This window comes from Streptomyces sp. NPDC005794, assembly GCF_042871445.1.
Lineage (GTDB): Bacteria > Actinomycetota > Actinomycetes > Streptomycetales > Streptomycetaceae > Streptomyces.
On sequence record NZ_JBIAIN010000015.1, the window covers coordinates 162971 to 179555 of the forward strand.

General features: G+C 69.6%; 15 protein-coding genes and 1 pseudogene. 7 read left to right on the forward strand and 9 right to left on the reverse strand.

Features of this window, described 5'->3' with window-relative positions:
• Positions 1-3: 3 nt before the first annotated feature.
• Positions 4-522 (reverse strand): GtrA family protein, encoded by a 519-nt coding sequence (locus ACFYQ5_RS24255; RefSeq protein WP_389200314.1) that lies wholly within the window; start codon positions 520-522, stop codon positions 4-6.
• A 172-nt stretch (positions 523-694) separates the two neighbouring features.
• Here ACFYQ5_RS24255 and ACFYQ5_RS24260 point away from each other — a divergent pair, with 172 nt between their 5' ends.
• The 3 genes from ACFYQ5_RS24260 to ACFYQ5_RS24270 are packed head-to-tail and all read left to right on the forward strand — an operon-like array spanning position 695 to position 3577.
• Positions 695-1834, forward strand: a complete 1140-nt coding sequence (locus ACFYQ5_RS24260; RefSeq protein ID WP_389200316.1) for a 5-(carboxyamino)imidazole ribonucleotide synthase — start codon at positions 695-697, stop codon at positions 1832-1834.
• On the forward strand, positions 1831-2367 hold the full coding sequence (gene purE, locus ACFYQ5_RS24265) for a 5-(carboxyamino)imidazole ribonucleotide mutase (protein WP_389200318.1): 537 nt from the start codon (positions 1831-1833) through the stop codon (positions 2365-2367). Before ACFYQ5_RS24260 ends, purE begins: the two co-directional genes overlap by 4 nt.
• 7 nt (positions 2368-2374) lie before the next feature.
• Positions 2375-3577, forward strand: a complete 1203-nt coding sequence (locus ACFYQ5_RS24270; RefSeq protein ID WP_389200319.1) for a dipeptidase — start codon at positions 2375-2377, stop codon at positions 3575-3577.
• 52 nt (positions 3578-3629) lie between these two features.
• Here the strand turns inward: ACFYQ5_RS24270 and ACFYQ5_RS24275 are convergent, their stop codons facing one another.
• The gene (locus ACFYQ5_RS24275) at positions 3630-4973 is read right to left on the reverse strand and encodes a UDP-glucose dehydrogenase family protein (protein ID WP_389200321.1); all 1344 of its coding nucleotides are present in this window, start codon (positions 4971-4973) and stop codon (positions 3630-3632) included.
• 174 nt (positions 4974-5147) lie between these two features.
• On the opposite strand from ACFYQ5_RS24275, the gene ACFYQ5_RS24280 reads away from it, so the two are divergent.
• Complete coding sequence (locus ACFYQ5_RS24280) at positions 5148-6305, forward strand: acyl-CoA dehydrogenase family protein (protein ID WP_389200383.1); 1158 nt, start codon at positions 5148-5150, stop codon at positions 6303-6305.
• Between the two features lie 123 nt (positions 6306-6428).
• On the opposite strand, the gene ACFYQ5_RS24285 is transcribed toward ACFYQ5_RS24280, so the two are convergent.
• Positions 6429-7007, reverse strand: coding sequence for a hypothetical protein (locus ACFYQ5_RS24285; RefSeq protein WP_389200323.1), 579 nt, complete (start codon positions 7005-7007; stop codon positions 6429-6431).
• A 74-nt stretch (positions 7008-7081) separates the two neighbouring features.
• Here ACFYQ5_RS24285 and ACFYQ5_RS24290 point away from each other — a divergent pair, with 74 nt between their 5' ends.
• Positions 7082-7171 carry a DUF397 domain-containing protein gene (locus ACFYQ5_RS24290; protein ID WP_389200324.1) on the forward strand — a complete coding sequence of 30 codons (90 nt, stop codon included), beginning with the start codon at positions 7082-7084 and terminating at the stop codon, positions 7169-7171.
• 58 nt (positions 7172-7229) lie between these two features.
• On the opposite strand, the gene ACFYQ5_RS24295 is transcribed toward ACFYQ5_RS24290, so the two are convergent.
• Complete coding sequence (locus ACFYQ5_RS24295) at positions 7230-8495, reverse strand: LCP family protein (protein WP_389200326.1); 1266 nt, start codon at positions 8493-8495, stop codon at positions 7230-7232.
• 119 nt (positions 8496-8614) lie between these two features.
• Between ACFYQ5_RS24295 and ACFYQ5_RS24300 the strand changes: the two genes are divergently transcribed.
• Entirely contained in the window at positions 8615-9163 is a 549-nt protein-coding gene (locus tag ACFYQ5_RS24300) for an acyl-CoA thioesterase (RefSeq protein WP_389200327.1), read from the forward strand.
• A gap of 30 nt (positions 9164-9193) precedes the next feature.
• On the opposite strand, the gene ACFYQ5_RS24305 is transcribed toward ACFYQ5_RS24300, so the two are convergent.
• The gene (locus ACFYQ5_RS24305) at positions 9194-10558 is read right to left on the reverse strand and encodes an LCP family protein (RefSeq protein ID WP_389200328.1); all 1365 of its coding nucleotides are present in this window, start codon (positions 10556-10558) and stop codon (positions 9194-9196) included.
• Positions 10559-10891: 333 nt separating this feature from the next.
• On the opposite strand from ACFYQ5_RS24305, the gene ACFYQ5_RS24310 reads away from it, so the two are divergent.
• Entirely contained in the window at positions 10892-11914 is a 1023-nt protein-coding gene (locus ACFYQ5_RS24310) for a glycosyltransferase family 2 protein (protein ID WP_389200329.1), read from the forward strand.
• A 100-nt stretch (positions 11915-12014) separates the two neighbouring features.
• On the opposite strand, the gene ACFYQ5_RS24315 is transcribed toward ACFYQ5_RS24310, so the two are convergent.
• The 4 genes and pseudogenes from ACFYQ5_RS24315 to ACFYQ5_RS24330 all read right to left on the reverse strand — a co-directional run bounded on the left by ACFYQ5_RS24315 (position 12015) and on the right by ACFYQ5_RS24330 (position 16578).
• A complete protein-coding gene (locus ACFYQ5_RS24315) occupies positions 12015-13694 on the reverse strand; it encodes an LCP family protein (RefSeq protein ID WP_389200331.1) in 1680 nt (559 codons plus the stop codon).
• 49 nt (positions 13695-13743) lie between these two features.
• Positions 13744-13902: pseudogene (locus ACFYQ5_RS24320) on the reverse strand (LytR family transcriptional regulator); the annotation flags it as partial.
• A gap of 424 nt (positions 13903-14326) precedes the next feature.
• Positions 14327-15622, reverse strand: coding sequence for an LCP family protein (locus tag ACFYQ5_RS24325; protein ID WP_389200333.1), 1296 nt, complete (start codon positions 15620-15622; stop codon positions 14327-14329).
• 203 nt (positions 15623-15825) lie between these two features.
• On the reverse strand, positions 15826-16578 hold the full coding sequence (locus tag ACFYQ5_RS24330) for a TIGR03089 family protein (protein ID WP_389200335.1): 753 nt from the start codon (positions 16576-16578) through the stop codon (positions 15826-15828).
• Positions 16579-16585: the final 7 nt, after the last annotated feature.

A 16585-nucleotide genomic window follows, 5' to 3' on the forward strand; every position in this document is an offset into this window, starting at 1 on the left:
GGCTCAGTGAGGCACGGGACCGGGCGTCACCTCGTCGGACGGTCGTCGCTGCTCCAGAAATCGTTCCGTGTCGAGCACGGCCTCCTTGGCGGGCAGCGCCCTGAACACCCAGGTGCGGTAGGACCAGAAGCGGAACAGTGTGGCGATCCCGATGCCGACGATCTTGAAGACGTTGCTCTGGACCGGGCTGTTCCACCCGAAGCCGTACGTCGCCAGATAGAGGACGCCCGTCTCGATCACCGCGCCGACCGCGCTGAACAGCAGGAACAGCATCAGCTCCCGGGTCCGGCCGCTCTTGTCGCGGTCCCGGTAGGTCCAGTAACGGAAGCCGACGTAGTTGAAGAGGATGGCGACGACCGTCCCCATCAGCCCGGCCCGCACCACCGGAATCTCCGTGGTGCGCCAGATCAGGTTGGAGACGACGATGTTGACGACCAGCCCGAAAGCGCCGACCGCGCCGAACTTGGCGACCTCCCGGGCCAGCAGATCAAGCCGGGCCCGAAGTGCGCCCCGTTCGCTCATGGTGATCGCTCAGCCCCGTCCGGTCGGTTTCGTCAACCCAGCCATGCTAACCAGCCCTCCCGTGTGATGCCTGTGAGCCGGCCGGCCGCGTGACGAGGCTTCCTTCCGCAGCGGCGGGGGCCCGGCCCGGAGAGCGTGAGGGGAGTTGCCGCACGCCCGATACCCTGGACCCGTGACGTTCCCTGTAGTCGGCATGGTCGGCGGCGGCCAGCTCGCCCGAATGACCCACGAGGCGGGCATACCCCTCGGCCTGAAATTCAAGCTCCTCAGCGACACTCCCCAGGAGTCGGCCGCTCAAGTGGTCGGCGAAGTCGTCGTCGGCGACTACCGCGACCTGGAGACCCTGCGCGCCTTCGCACGCGGCTGTGACGTGATCACCTTCGATCACGAGCATGTGCCGACCGAGCACCTGCGGGCCCTGGAGGCGGACGGCATTCCCGTACGCCCCGGCCCCGACGCTCTCGTGCACGCCCAGGACAAGGGGGTGATGCGCGCGAAGCTCACGGAGATCGGGGCACCCTGCCCCCGCCACCGCATCGTCGCGGATCCGGCGGACGCCGCCGCCTTCGCCGACGAGGTGGGAGGCTTCCCCGTCATCCTCAAGACGGTCCGTGGCGGCTACGACGGCAAGGGCGTCTGGGTCGTCCGCTCCGAGGCGGACGCCGCCGAGCCCTTCCGGGCCGGTGTCCCCGTCCTCGCCGAGGAGAAGGTCGACTTCCGGCGGGAGCTGGCGGCCAACATCGTCCGCTCGCCGCACGGTCAGGCCGTCGCCTATCCCGTCGTCGAGTCCATCCAGGTCGACGGGGTCTGCGACACCGTCATCGCCCCGGCGCCCGACCTGGACGAGCGCCTCGCCGGCGAGGCCCAGCAGCTCGCCCTGCGGATCGCCGCCGAACTCGGTGTGGTGGGCCACCTCGCGGTGGAGCTCTTCGAGACGCCCGACGGGCACATCCTCGTGAACGAGCTCGCGATGCGCCCGCACAACTCCGGGCACTGGACCCAGGACGGTGCGGTCACCTCGCAGTTCGCCAACCATGTGCGGGCCGTCCTGGACCTCCCGCTCGGCGACCCCCGCCCGCGCGCACCCTGGACGGTCATGTGCAACGTCCTCGGCGGCGACTACCCGGACATGTACCAGGCGTACCTGCACTGCATGGCCCGCGACCCGCAGCTCAAGATCCACATGTACGGCAAGGACGTGAAGCCCGGCCGGAAGGTGGGCCACGTCAACACCTACGGCGACGATCTGGCGGACGTGCGGGAGCGCGCCCGGCACGCGGCCGACTACCTGCGAGGAACGATCACCGAATGACCCCACCAGGATCCGCCCCCGTCATCGGCATCGTCATGGGCTCGGACTCCGACTGGCCCGTGATGGAAGCGGCCGCCACGGCCCTCGGCGAGTTCGAGATCCCCTACGAGGTCGACGTCGTCTCCGCCCACCGCATGCCGCACGAGATGATCGCGTACGGCGAGAAGGCCGCGGACCGCGGTCTCAAGGCGATCATCGCGGGAGCGGGCGGGGCGGCCCACCTGCCCGGCATGCTCGCCTCCGTCACCCCGCTGCCCGTGATCGGCGTCCCGGTCCCGCTGAAGTACCTCGACGGCATGGACAGCCTGCTGTCCATCGTCCAGATGCCGGCCGGCGTCCCCGTCGCCACGGTCTCCGTCGGCGGCGCGCGTAACGCGGGCCTGCTCGCCGCCCGCATCCTCGCCTCCCACGACAGCGCGCTGCTGGAGCGGATGAAGGACTTCCAGCAGGAGCTCAAGGCGCAGGCGACGGAGAAGGGCAAGCGGCTGCGCGCCAAGGCGCAGGGCGCGGACTCCTTCGGCTTCGGGAAGTAGGCGCACCGTGACCACTCCCGCCAACCTGGACCGAGCCCGGCTGCTCCTCGCCGACCACCCCGTCGTCGACGGCCACAACGACCTCCCCTGGGCCCTGCGCGAGCAGGTCGGCTACGACCTCGACGCCCGCGACATCTCCCAGGACCAGACCGGCACCCTGCACACGGACATCCCACGGCTGCGGGCCGGCGGCGTCGGCGCGCAGTTCTGGTCCGTCTACGTCGCATCCCGCCTGGCGGGCGACGACGCGGTCAGCGCCACGCTGGAGCAGATCGACGTGGTCGCCGAGATGCTGGCCCGCTACCCGGACGACCTGCGGCGCGCCCTGACCGCGGACGACATGGAGAAGGCCCGCGCCGAGGGCCGTATCGCCTCCCTGATGGGAGCCGAGGGCGGCCACTCCATCAACAACTCCCTGGGCACCCTGCGCGCCCTGCACACCCTGGGCGTCCGCTACATGACGCTCACGCACAACGACAACACCGACTGGGCGGACTCGGCGACCGACTCCCCGCGCGTCGGCGGCCTGTCGGAGTTCGGCCGTGAGGTCGTACGCGAGATGAACCGCATCGGGATGCTGGTCGACCTCTCCCATGTGGCGGCCACCACGATGCGCGACGCGCTCACCACCTCGGTCGCGCCCGTGATCTTCTCGCACTCCTCCGCCCGCGCGGTCTGTGACCACCCGCGCAACGTCCCCGACGACGTGCTGAGGATGCTCGCGGCCAACGGCGGGCTGGCCATGGCGACCTTCGTACCGAAGTTCGTCCTCCCGGCGGCCGTCGAGTGGACGCTGGCCGCCGACCGCAACATGCGGGAGCACGGCCTGCACCACCTGGACACCACCCCGGCCGCCATGCGGATCCACGCGGACTTCGAGGCGCTCAACCCGCGTCCGACGGCCACCGTGGCCACGATCGCCGACCACCTCGACCACATGCGCGAGATCGCCGGGATCGACCACATCGGCATCGGCGGCGACTACGACGGCACGGCGTTCCTCCCGCTGGAGCTGGAGGACGTGTCCGGCTACCCGTACCTGATCGCGGAGCTGCTCACGCGCGGCTGGTCGGACGCCGACGTGGCCAAGCTGACGTGGCAGAACGCGGTACGGGTCCTGCGCGACGCGGAAGCGGTCTCCCGCGACCTGAGCGTTCGGGTCGGCCCGTCCCACGCGACGATCGACGAGCTGGACGGCCCGGTGAGCTGAGCCGTACGACTCGACAGGAGGCGGCGGGCCCCGGGGCCGCCGCCTCCTCGCGTCAGGCCTTCGGGCGGCCCATCGCGCGGTACGTCCACCCGGCTGCGCGCCACACCGCCGGGTCCAGGGCGTTACGCCCGTCCAGAATGATCCGCCGTCCCGCGACCTCGCCCAGCTCCGCCGCGTCCAGCTCGCGGAACTCGCGCCACTCCGTCAGGTGCAGCACCACGTCGGCGCCGCGCACCGCGTCCAGCGCCGTGTCCGCGTAGCCGAGCGTCGGGAAGAGGCGCCGGGCGTTGTCCATGCCCTTCGGGTCGAAGACCGTCACCTGGCCGCCCTGAAGATGGATCTGCCCGGCGACGTTCAGGGCCGGTGAGTCGCGTACGTCGTCGGAGTCCGGCTTGAAGGTGGCGCCCAGCACAGCTACCCGTGTGCCCAGGAACGACGTCCCGCCCACGGCCTCGCGGGCCAGCTCCACCATGTGACCCCGGCGGCGCATGTTGATGGAGTCGACCTCCCGCAGGAAGGTCAGCGCCTGGTCGGCGCCCAGCTCGCCGGCGCGCGCCATGAAGGCCCGGATGTCCTTGGGCAGACAGCCCCCTCCGAAGCCGATCCCGGCCCGCAGGAACTTCTTCCCGATGCGCTCGTCGTGGCCGATCGCCTCGGCGAGCTTCACCACGTCGCCGTCGGCGGCCTCGCAGACCTCCGCCATGGCGTTGATGAACGAGATCTTGGTCGCCAGGAAGGAGTTGGCGGAGGTCTTCACCAGCTCGGCGGTCGGGAAGTCCGTCACCACGAAGGGCGAGCCCTCGGCGATCGGTCCGGCGTACACCTCGCGCAGCAGCTTCTCGGCCCGCTCGCTCTCGACACCGACCACGATCCGGTCCGGGTGCAGCGTGTCCTTCACCGCGAAGCCCTCGCGCAGGAACTCCGGATTCCAGGCGAGCTCCGCGTCCGTACCCACCGGCGCCAGCTCGGCCAGCCGTGCCGACAGCCGCGCGGCGGAGCCCACCGGGACGGTGGACTTGCCCACGACCAGCGCGGGCCGGGTCAGCTGCGGGGCCAGCGACTCGAAGGCGCTGTCCACGTAGCTCATGTCGCAGGCGTACTCGCCGTGCTTCTGGGGAGTGTTCACGCAGACGAAGTGCACATCGCCGAACGCGCCGATCTCCTCCCAGGAGCTGGTGAACCGCAGCCGCCCGGTGGACCCGGGGATGCCCGCGACATGCTTCCGCAGGATTTCCTCGAGCCCTGGCTCGTACATCGGCACCTTGCCCGCCGAGAGCATCTCGATCTTCTCGGGCACGACATCCAGTCCGAGGACTTCGAAGCCCAGCTCCGCCATGGCCGCGGCATGGGTGGCGCCGAGGTAGCCGGTGCCGATCACGGTGATCCTGAGGGCCATGGGTGCTCCTGAACGATGCGGACAGACGTGCGGAGCCGAGCATAACCGTGCGTGCGGAAGCCCTGTTTTGCGGCTGTCGGCAAGCTCACGTGCCCCGCCCGTATGCCTCCGCTCGGCAGGGCCACTAAAATTGGGTTACTTAACGGTAGTTAGCATCCTTGGGGAGTGAACGTCTTGGCGGGTTCGACCGATTTCGACCTGTACCGTCCGGCTGAGGAGCACGACATGCTCCGCGAGACGATCCGCCTCCTCGCCGAGGCGAAGATCGCCCCGCACGCCGCCGCGGTGGACGAGGAGGCGCGCTTCCCGCACGAAGCGCTGAAGGCTCTGGTCGCCTCCGACCTGCACGCGGTCCACGTCCCGGAGGAGTACGGCGGCGCGGGCGCCGACGCGCTCGCCACGGTCATCGTGATCGAGGAGGTGGCCCGCGTCTGCGCGTCCTCCTCCCTCATCCCGGCCGTGAACAAGCTGGGCTCGCTCCCGGTGATCCTCTCCGGCTCCGAGGCCCTGAAGAAGAAGTACCTGGGCCCGCTCGCCAAGGGCGACGCGATGTTCTCGTACGCCCTCTCCGAGCCGGACGCCGGCTCGGACGCGGCGGGCATGAAGACCAAGGCCGTCCGCGACGGCGACTTCTGGGTCCTCAACGGTGTGAAGCGCTGGATCACCAACGCCGGCGAGTCCGAGTACTACACGGTGATGGCCGTCACCGACCCGACGAAGCGCTCCAAGGGCATCTCGGCGTTCGTCGTGGAGAAGTCCGACGAGGGCGTCTCCTTCGGCGCCCCGGAGAAGAAGCTCGGCATCAAGGGCTCCCCGACGCGCGAGGTCTACCTCGACGACGTCCGTATCCCCGCCGACCGCATGATCGGCGAGGAGGGCACCGGCTTCGCCACGGCGATGAAGACCCTGGACCACACCCGCATCACGATCGCGGCCCAGGCCATCGGCATCGCGCAGGGCGCCCTGGACTACGCCAAGGGCTACGTCCAGGAGCGCAAGCAGTTCGGCAAGCCGATCGGCGACTTCCAGGGCATCCAGTTCATGCTCGCCGACATGGCGATGAAGCTGGAGGCCGCCCGCCAGCTCACCTACGCGGCAGCCGCCAAGTCCGAGCGCCTCGACGGCGACCTGACCTTCTTCGGCGCCGCGGCCAAGTGCTTCGCCTCCGACGTCGCGATGGAGGTCACCACGGACGCCGTCCAGCTGCTCGGCGGCTACGGCTACACCCGGGACTACCCGGTGGAGCGGATGATGCGTGACGCCAAGATCACGCAGATCTACGAGGGCACGAACCAGGTCCAGCGGATCGTCATGGCCCGCAACCTGCCGTAAGACTGCTCCCGCAGCACGAGCAGTGGCCCCCGGCATCCGATGCCGGGGGCCACTGCTCGCTCCGTGCACTCCCGGGCCGGGCTTCCTCAGGGGCGTGCCAGTCTGAGATCGGGGCCTGGCGGCTCACTCCGAGGTGAAGACATCCTCGGCGGTGGCGGCAGTGACAGCGCGGCTGAACCACTCACCCAGGACTTGCAGGTCGTCGCAGCCGGAGATCTTCTCTCGGGCCTTGTCGGAGATGACCACGCCGCGCAGTTCGAGCAGCCGCAGGATGTCTTCGGCTCGGCCTTCGGCTCGGCCTTCGTCCCGGATTCCTTCGGAGAGGGGCGAGGTGTAGAAGGAGAGATCCACGGCCACCAGGTTCCTCCATTGTTGTGCGGCGGGGCGGGTGCCCAGCCCTTGTGCGGTGAGTTCGACGAGCGGGTTCGCGACGCTTTCCGGCGTGTCCCGAAGCGCGGTCGACAGCGTTTTCAGTATGGCACCGATGTCCGGATCGTCGGCGTGTGTGATGAGGGCCAGGGTGGTGAACGCCGGGTCCTTGCGGGCCTCGGCCACGTCGGTGATCACCGGCATGTTGTGCGGGCCCACGACGAGAGGGCGCAGTGTGACGACCGCGTGTCCGGGGCTTCCGAAGTGAGTGGGACGCGCGGCCCATTCGGCGGTGGAACGGTTCTGGCAGACGACCATCAGCAGGGTCTGCATGCGGTACTTGTTGAGCAGGTACGTGTAGTGGCAACGACTGCGTCGAGGTCGCGGCGGCATCGGGTGTGGTGCACGTGCGCGACTCCAAGAACGTGCCAGGTCTCCACGTTGGTTTCGGGCCTGCCGCATGGGCGGACTTCGTGGCGTACACAGCTGTTAGCTGAGCGAGAAAACGGAAAGGTCCGGACGGTTCGCCGTCCGGACCTTCCTCGGTTTCTGAGGTCAGCTGCCCTTGACCGTGACCTTCTCGTCGTTCTTCAGCTGCTCCACGAGCTTCTTGACCTCGTCCTTGTCCCAGACCAGGTTGCCGTTCACGCTCTGGCCCGAGAGCGGGATGTTCATCGACGTACCCTCGCCGCCCGTGACGCCCTTCATCGCGAAGAACATGTTGCCGAGCGACCAGAGGGACATGTCCTTGTCGACGATCAGCGTGTCAAGGCCCGCGCCCATCGTCGGGTAGAGCTTGAACGGATTGATGATCGTGGACGGGGTCGCCGTCTGGGAGGCCAGGGCCGCGAGGAACTTCTGCTGGTTCTTCGTGCGGTCCAGGTCGCTGCCCGCGAAGGCGTACCGGGTGCGGACGAAGGCGAGGGACTGCTCGCCGTTCAGCGTCTGCTTGCCGGCCTGGAAGTCGGCGCCGGACTTCTTGTCCTTGAACGCCTTGGGGATGTCCATCTCGACGCCGCCGATGGCGTCCACGATGTTGGCGAAACCGCCGAAGCCGATTTCGACGTAGTGGTCGATGCGCAGACCGGTGTTGAACTCGACCGTGCGGACCAGCAGTTCCGGGCCGTCCTCCGCGTAGGCGGCGTTCAGCTTCACCTGGCGGCCCGTGCCCTCGAACTTCTTGCCGGACTCGGAGCCGACGAACGACGGGATCTCGACGTTGGAGTCACGGGGCAGGGAGATCAGCGTCGGACCGTTGGAACCGTCGTGCAGGATCATCATCGAGTCGGTCCGCTTGCCCTCGGCGGAGCCGGTGTGCAGCTTCTTCTTGTCCTCGGCCGTCATGCCCTCGCGGCTGTCGGAGCCCACGACCAGGTAGTTCGTGCCGTCGCCCTCGGAGGGGCGGTCGATGACCTTGGAGAGGTCGACCTCGCGCTTGAGCTTGCCGTCGGCCCAGAAGTACGTGCCGATGGAGACGGCGAGCACCACCACGACCAGGGTCAGCGCGCCGACCTTGATCCGCCGGCCCCAGTTGGGTGCCGGGCGGGGCTGTGCGTAGCCGCTGTCACCGCCGCGGCCGCCGCCCTGGCCGCCGCCTTGGCCGCCGCCGTAGACCTGGCCCGTGTTGTAGCCGCTGTCGTAACCGGGGGCCTCCCCGTAGCCCTGGCCCGGCTGCGGCGGGATCCGGGGCGGGGACTGCGGCGGCGCGGGGCGCCGCCGGACGTGGGGCATGGCGCGGGCGCTCTCGGGCCGAGAGCTCGCACTGCCTCGCCCGTAGCGCTCGTCGGGTCCGCCGTTCCGTCCTTCGGGCCAATCGCTCATGGGGACCAGTGTGCCGTCTCAACCCATGCCTCTTACAGGGTGCACGGGAGATCGGGGCATGGCTGTTGCGAAGCTGATGCAATGCAACCGGGGGCAAGCTCCCGCATAAGGTGGACGGCATGACAGATCAGCCCCAGTCGGTGGAGGGCGATATTCCGGTCAAGCCGACCTCGGCCTCCCGGACCACCCTCAGCCACATCATGACCGGCAACGACACCAACCTCCTGGGCACGGTGCACGGCGGCGTGATCATGAAACTGGTCGACGACGCGGCGGGAGCAGTCGCGGGCCGGCATTCCGGCGGACCGGCCGTGACGGCCTCGATGGACGAAATGGTCTTCCTGGAGCCGGTCCGCGTGGGTGACCTCGTTCACGTCCGCGCCCAGGTGAACTGGACCGGCCGTTCCTCGATGGAGGTCGGCGTCCGCGTGATGGCCGAGCGGTGGAACGAGTCGACCCCCGCCCAGCAGGTCGGCAGTGCCTATCTGGTGTTCGCGGCGGTCGACGAGGACGGCAAGCCGCGCCGCGTGCCGCAGGTGGCCCCGGAGACGGAGCGCGACAAGCGGCGCTACCAGGAGGCCCAGATCCGCCGTACGCACCGCCTCGCCCGGCGCCGCGCGATCAAGGAACTGCGCGAACAGCGAGCCGCCGAAGGCATCGACGACTGACCGCCTCGGCCGGACCTCCCCGGGGCAGCATCACGGGCAGACCACCTGGTCGCCCGTCACCGTGCCGAATTCGCCCCGCTGCGCGTCCTCGGCCTTCACTCGCTGCACCTTGGTGAAGTCCGAGCCCGCTGTGACCTTCATCGTCGCTCCCTGCCCCTTCACCGCCCTGAGCTCGCATCCGGGCAGCGCGGTGGCCAGGGACTTCGCCGACCGGTCCCAGCGCGGGTCGTAGGTGACCAGGGTCCGCTGCAGATTCTGCGGTCCGCCGCTCAGCGGGGAGCGGGTGGTGTCGAATCCGGTGCCGCGCAGTGCCGCGTCGACCTTCTGGCCGAGCCCGTCCTTCGGCGTCCCGTTGTAGACCTGCACCCGGATCTGTTCCGGGGCCACGCCGACGGGTGTCGCCTTGGGCTGCTTCGGGAGGTGCGGGGCGAGCGGCTGGTCCTCGCGCAGGGCCCGGAACATCTTCTTCGACTTCTCGGCGTCCCACTTCACCGTGGAGCCGATGCCCTTGACCTGGTAGCCCTCCTCCTCGATGGGCACGGAGGCGAATTCGGACGAGGCCGGGGTGAAGCCGCGCATGGCCTTGCCGAGCTCCAGCATCTGGTCCGTACCGAACCCCTTGTCGGCGCGGACCGATTCGAGCATCGACGAGGCGACCTGCTGGAACTTCATCGGGTTCATCAGCACGCCGCTGCTGGTCGTCTGCTTGATCAGCGCGGCCATGAACTTCTGCTGGCGCTGCATCCGGCCCACATCGGCCGCACCGTCGAGATGCCGGGAGCGTACATACCGGAGGGCCTGGCCGCCGTCGAGCTCGTGGGTGCCTGCGGTGAGGTCCAGACCGGTGTAGGAGTCCTTGAGCGGCTTGGCGGTGCAGATCTCCACCCCGCCGAGGGTGTCGACCGTCTTCATGAAGCTGGTGAAGTCGATCTCCAGGTAGTGGTCGATCTTCACCCCCGTCATCTCCTCGACCGTCCGTACCGTCAGGTGCGGCCCGCCCTCCGCATAGGCGGCGTTCAGCTTCACCGGGTGGGGAGCGTGTTTCTTGCCGGTGGTGCCGTCGGTGTGGGCCGGCAGCTCGGCGTAGCTGTCGCGCGGCAGGCTGACGACGCTGGCCCGCTGCTTGTCGGCGGAGACATGGACGAGCATGAGGGTGTCGGTGCAGTGGCAGGGCGCTCCGCCCAGCTTGTACTTCTTCTTCTCCGCCGCGCTGATCTTGTCGCGGCCGTCGGTGCCGACGAGCAGGAAATTCATGCCGTGGCCGCCCTGAGGGCGGTTCTTCATGTCCCTGAACGGGTCGACCCGGTCGATCCCCGCCTCCAGACCGCTCACCACGGCATGGCCGATTCCGCCGGCGCCGAGCACCAGCACGGACAGCCCGGTGACGGCCCGCATGCCCCATCGAGGGGGCGGTTTCCGCCCGCCCGCCCGGTTCCGTTGCGCGGCGCGACCGCCGGCTTCCGGCTGCCGTGACGGCCTGCGCTGCGGGGGAGCGGTCCGGGGGTGCGGTGGACGGGGCGATCGGTGCGGCGTGGGCACGAGGGACACCTCCGCGGTGCGAGTGGGACTTTCGCACGGTAGGCCCATACGATCTGCGGACCGGGAGGAGCCCCGGCGGCGCGCGTCGCTGTCCCCCGTTCGCGGTAACGTGGCGGCCGAGTCACGCCGCCTCCTGGGGTGCGGAATCCCCCGGAACCCTGGCACCCCCGAGGACCCCCCGAGGACCACATGTCTGCCGCGCAGTACCCCGCCGTCTCCGTGATCATGCCGGTGCTCAACGAGGAACGCCATCTCAGGAACTCGGTCCGGCACATCCTGGAGCAGGAGTACGCCGGTGAGATGGAGGTGGTGATCGCCCTCGGTCCATCAAACGACCGTACGAACGAGATCGCTGCCGAGCTGGTCCGGGAGGATTCCCGGGTCCAGACCGTCCCCAACCCGACCGGCCGCACCCCGGCCGCGCTCAATGCCGCGATCAAGGCGTCACATCACCCGATCGTGGTACGGGTCGACGGCCACGGCATGCTCTCGCCGAACTACATCGCGACCGCTGTCCGGCTCCTGGAGGAGACCGGCGCGCAGAACGTCGGCGGCATCATGCACGCCGAGGGCGAGAACGCCTGGGAGGACGCCGTCGCCGCCGCGATGACCTCGAAGATCGGCGTCGGCAACGCGGCCTTCCACACCGGCGGGAAGGCGGGTCCGGCCGAGACCGTGTATCTGGGGGTCTTCCGCCGCGAGGCGCTGGAGCGTGCCGACGGTTACAACGTGGAGTTCATCCGCGCCCAGGACTGGGAGCTGAACTTCCGGATCCGCGAGGCGGGCGGCCTGATCTGGTTCTCGCCGGAGCTGAAGGTGCAGTACCGCCCGCGGCCCAGCGTCCGCGCCCTTTCCAAGCAGTACCGGGAGTACGGCCGCTGGCGCCACGTCGTGGCCCGCTACCACTCCGGTTCGATCAACCTGCGCTACCTGGCCCCGCCGACCGCCGTCTGCGCGATAGCCGCGGGCATCGTGGTCGGCGCCGCGGTCACCCCGTGGGCGTTCGTCGTGCCGGCCGGGTACGCCGCGGCCATCGTCGCCGGGTCGCTGCCCGCCGGCAAGGGGCTGTCGCTGAAGGCGCGGGCGCAGATCCCGGTGGCGCTGGCCACCATGCACATGTCCTGGGGGTTCGGCTTCCTGACCAGTCCCCGCTCACTGGCGAAGAAGGTCATCGCCAGCCGCCGCCCGGCCGTGCGGGAGCAGACGGTCTGATCGCCGTATCTGCGGGAAGCAAGAAGACAGGAAGCAGGAAGCGCGAAGAGGGGCCTTCGAATCCGCCGGCGGATTCGAAGGCCCCTCTTCGCGCAGGACGTCACCAGGTGAAACTCGGGTTGACCTCCATGCACGCCTGCTCGTCCGCGCCGTTGAGGGGGTTCGCCGAGTCCGGCGTCTTCTCCTCGGCGGCCTTCGCGGGGTACGCCTCGTCCTCGCGCCAGTCGGCTCCCACGGTCAGGACGATGCCCGAGACCTCGGTCGACCTCTTCACCTGGGACACCGGGATCCCGAGCGCCTTGGCGACCGCCTGCGCGTCGCCCTCCATGTCCGCGCTCGGATACAGGACCCCGGTCCTGGCGACCGCCTCGACGTACTGGGAGTCGACCGTCGCCTTGGCGAAGCCCGCCTCCGTGAGCAGATCCTTGACCGTGCTCGCACGGCCCTGGGCCTGGCCGAGAGTGTCCGTGAAGGTCGCGTTGCGCACGCTGACCGCGATCTCGGCGTCGGGGGCGGCCTGGTCCTTGACGACGGGCGTCTTACGCTTCGACGCCTTGCCGTCCAGCGGGATGTCCTCGCGGATCATCCGGAACACCTGCTCGGCCTCGTCGGCCTTGGGGTACACCCGGCCCCTGAACTGTCCCGTGCCGTAGACGTTCGGCATGGTCGTCATGGTGATGCGGTCGGTCGGGGCCTTCTTGAGCTCCTCGGCCAGGTCGTACAGCTTCTTGACGGTGTCGAGGCCCTTGTCGACCGTCAGCGCGCTGGTGGCCGCCTCGGCGAGGTCCATCAGCTTTCCGGGGTCGCTGAGCTTGGTGCCCTTGCGCAGCTCGCGGACCATCGAGTTCAGGTACTGGTGCTGGGCCTTGGTCCGGCCGAGGTCCGTGTTGTCCTCGAAGCCGTACCGCGTGCGCAGCCACTGGAGGGCCTGCTTGCCCTTGACGGAGGTGGTGCCCTTCTCTAGCTTCAGCCCCGACCCCTTGCCGTCGCTGGTGTGCGAGTAGATGTTGGCGTCGACACAGACGGGGACGCCGCCGACCGCGTCGGCCATGGAGACCACACCCGCGAAGTCGATCATCATGAAGTGGTCGATGGTGATGCCGGTGAGCTCGTACCAGGCGGCCACCGTGCACCCGGGGCCGCCGCGGCCCAGGCTCTCGTTGGTCTGGACGTCGACCGTGCCGGCCGGGAAGACCTTGTCGGAGTCGGGGTCGGTGCACTTGGGCATCTTCAGCATGGTGTCGCGCGGCATGCTGATGACCGAGATGTTGCTGCGGTCCGCGGAGAGGTGGAGCAGCATCTGCACGTCGGCGAGCGGTGTACCGCCGAAGGTCTCCTTCGCGCCGCCCAGCTTCTGGTTGGCCGCGCTGTCCCGGGCGTCGGATCCGATGAGCAGGATGTTCAGAGGTGTCTGCCCGGCGGCGTTGGCCTTGTGGTCGGCCATCTGCTTGTCGCCGAGGGTCAGATCCTCTTTCCTGATGTTGCCGTTGAGGTGCTTGTAATACACGTAACCGGCGCCGCCGGTGCCGAGTATCAACAGCGCGAGCACGGACGCCACCCAGCGCAGTACCCGTCGCTTACCGCCCTTGGCGGCCCGCCGTACGGGGCGGTTGGGGCCCGCCGGCTCATGTCCGCCCTCCGGCGGCGCCGACCGGCCCTGCCTGCCGTGACCGCTTCGCGCCGCCGGTCCGCCGGACGCGTCACCTCCGCCGTCGCCCGGCGGCCCGTCGTGCCTGCCTCGCGGCCGTGTCCCCTCCCCGCGCATGCTGCTTCGTCCCACCAAGACCCCCTTGTTCCTCAGAATTCCGCTGTGGCGCGACGACCCGTCGTCACTTCGCGCGTTCCGCCGTGCCGGCGCTTGTCCTCTGCTTGCCGTCCGGCGCCTTCGCCGGACCGGTGACGGGCACCCCCGCGCCCTCGAAGTCCGCTCCCAGGGTCAGCACCGTCGCCTGAAGACCTTCGGCGTCGGCTGCTTCCTGTTCCGGTGCGATGGGTCCGCCGGGCGGAAACCGTGGCGCGGGGGGCCGCGGATTCACCCCTGCGGCCGGACCGTTCCGGTGTACGGGAAGGCCGGGCGACTCTGTTCCGGAGCGGTTCAGCCGCAATTCTTCATGGCCGGTCCGTGGGTCGAGCACCCACTGGTCGGCGGGGTCGTTTTCGTCCGCCCGCCCACGGCTGTGCCCGTCCACGGTTGCCTGAATCCTCCGTCGGTGCCACGCGGGACGCCTCCCCCGGCAGGGCGCTCGGTCGTCCGCTCCAGCCGTGCGCGGCCTGATGGCCGACAGCGCCGGATCGCGTCACACTATCCGGCGGAATCGGCCACAGGGTGCGCGCGTGACACATTCCATGCCCTTTATAACCGGGCATTCCGCCTATTCCTCTCTGATTGCCGCTCATGACTTGGGAATTGCTTTACGAGCCGCACGGGTCGTCTGCCGCATTCGACCCCGAATAGGTGGGTGCGGGGGTCGGGCTCGCGTCCGAATCGGCGGATTTTTGGCCGGACCCGTCCTTGTCGGAGCTGTGATCCGCCTGTGAATCCTTGGAATTGATTTCGCCGGCGGGGACCACCGCGACGGGTTCGTCCTCGCGCAGCCGCGTGAACAGCCGGTCCGCGTCCGGCTGCACGAGCTCGTCCCGGTTCGGGTTGGCGTGGTAGGCCTTCCTGGGCACGGTCAGGAACTGCACCTTCTCCGTCGGTACGTTCCGCATCCCGCGCACCAGGTCGTAGAGATCCCTCAGGGAGTCGAGGCCCGGGTCCGTGGTGAGCGACTTGGTCGCCGCGTCGAGCACCGGGTAGAGCCGCGTCGGGTTCAGCAGCACCCCGTTGCTCTGCATCTTGTTGACGAGGGCCCCCAGGAACTTCTGCTGGCGGTCCATGCGCTCGGTGTCGCTGCCGTTGCCGATCGACTTGCGGGCCCGTACGTATCCCAGGGCTTCTTCGCCGTCGAGTTCCTGGCGGCCCGCCGGGAGCTCGAGATGGGCGTCGGCGTCGTCGACCGGCTCCTTGAGGCAGACCTCGACACCGTCCACGGCGTCGACCATGTCCTTGAAGCCGTTGAAGTCGATGACCATGTGGTGGTCGACGCGAACGCCCGTCATCTTCTCGACCGTACGGATCGTGCAGGCAGTGCCGCCCAGCTCGAAGGCCGAGTTGAACTGGGCGAACTGCTCCCTCGTGGCCTTGCCGTCAGCCGTGTGGCAGCTGGGGATCTCGGCCATCAGGTCGCGCGGGAGCGACACCGCCGTCGCGCTCTCACGGTCGGCCGCGAGGTGCAGCAGGATCGTGGTGTCCGAGCGCTGGCTGCCGCCGTCGTCCCGTCCGTACGCGCTGTTGTCGCCGGATCGGGTGTCGGAGCCGATGAGCAGGATGTTCTGGGCGTCCCGCGCGATCGGCAGCGGGCGCTCCTTCTCGTACGCCTTGAGCTCGGCGGCGGCGCTCGTGTCGGTCGTGATGTTGCCGTCGAGCTTCTTGTACAGCCACCAGCCGGCCCCGGCGGCGACCAGTACGAGGAACGAGGCGCCGAGAGCGGTCCAGCGGATCCATCGGCGCCTGGGGGCCGCCGGTCCCCGCTCGGGCCGCCGGTCCCAGGTCCCGGCGGCCGCGGAGGTGTCCCGCGCCCCGTCCTCCGGCCCGCCCCCGGCCGGGTCGTCCGGGCGGTCCGGTTCGGCCGGGGTACCGGGGCTGTCGCTCACGTCTGCGTCCATCCTTCACGTTCGGCGGCACCAGGGGCCGCCGGTCGCAGGAGTAGACGGCTGAACCTCACGCTTGGTTGTGCATGTCAGGCGGCGTTCCCGGCGGTGCTTCGTACCGCCCGATCATGTACCGCCGTCCGTGCTCAGTCCCGGGGGCTCGGCCCGTCATGGGCCGGACGGGTGGCCCTCAGGGCGCTTGTCGTACCGCACGCCTGTCAGACCGCGGTGCCGGTGACCCGCTCGCTCTCGACGCGCTCGGCCAGCCCGTCCCCGTCCAGCCGGTCCAGGTGACGGCACAGGACCACGGAGGCCCCTGCGGCCAACGGCGCGAAGAGCCCGGCGGACAGCCCTTCCCAGGTGTCGTACGTACGCCCCGTCAGCAGCCTGGACCCCGGGCCGAGTCCCAGCTCCGCCGCGTCCTCGCGGGCCCGGGTGACCAGCTGGTCCGCCGTCAGGACGGTGCCGCCGACGGACAGGGCGGGGGCCGCCGGGTCCACCGGGGCGTACGGTGCGAAGCGGTCGCCCTGGCCAGGCACCTCCACGGCGTAGTCCGCGAACCCCTCGGGAGGCTGCGGGAACCGGCCGCCCAGCGGCCGAAGGGCCAGCGCGACCCGCTCGCCGCGGCAGGCGCGGGCCCGGTCGAGCGTGTCCGGTCCGCTGACGACCAGATCGGCGGACGCCGGATCGCCCTGCACCTCGGCGACGACGCCCACGGACGAGCAGGCGAGCAGCCAGACGGCCGACTGCCAGTGGGCGGGGAGCAGCAGAGCGAGCCGGTCGCCCGGCTCGGCGGCCAGGTCGCCCTGGAGCAGATTGGCGGTCTTGGCCACCCAATTGGCGAAGGTGGCCACCGACAGTTCGACGCGCTCTCCGGTTGCGTCGTCGTAGAAGGTGACGAGGGGGCGGGCGGGGTCCGCGGCGAGCGCGGATCGCAGCAGGTCGGCGGGGGTGCGATCACTGGCGTTCATCCGCGCA